Origin of the sequence: Methanosarcina sp. MSH10X1 (genome assembly GCF_004099695.1) — an archaeon.
GTDB lineage: Archaea > Halobacteriota > Methanosarcinia > Methanosarcinales > Methanosarcinaceae > Methanosarcina.
This window is the reverse complement of record NZ_SCHL01000050.1, coordinates 1-548: the sequence shown is the minus strand read 5'-3', so window position 1 is coordinate 548 and position 548 is coordinate 1. Positions and strand designations below refer to the sequence as shown.

General features: G+C 43.8%; 1 pseudogene. It reads right to left on the bottom strand.

What is annotated here, in order from left to right:
* Positions 1 to 515: pseudogene (locus tag EQO05_RS15235) on the bottom strand (hypothetical protein); the annotation flags it as partial.
* Positions 516 to 548: the final 33 nt, after the last annotated feature.

Genomic DNA, 548 nt, shown 5'->3' with positions numbered 1-548 from the left:
GAGACTTTCCGGAAAAAACCGGTTGCCTGGCCGTAGTTTATACTTTTTATTTCATAGCCTGATGAGTCGTTGACAATCAGTTTAATGTCGCGATTTTTCCAGAGAGCTTCGATTTTGCCCCAGATGTCCGAAGGCAGGTTTATGCTGACCTGAAGGGTGTCTCCTTTTTCAAGATTCTGGTTTTTAGGGATGACCAGAAAACCGTCTTCAGAGGACCTGTCAACCGTACTGCCTTCAGGAAGGATTACAGGGTGTTCGCCCTGCCATTCAAGGGCTTCCATTCCTGCATAGTTCAGGCAGCGAGCAAGGTCAAAAGAGGCAAGGTTAATGGCACTCTTTTCCGGATCAATGTTCTCGGTCGTGTAAATGGTTTCTGCGACTTCGCTGTCTATTTTTAAAAGGTAAACAGAGGTGAAGGTCGCAATAAGCAGGATGAAAATCCCGATAACGGCATACGGAATATAGGCACAGGTATCCTCAAAGAAAATAGAAAATTCGTCAAATTTCCCGGCCATTAGAATTTCCCCAAAACAAAATAAGTAAAAATT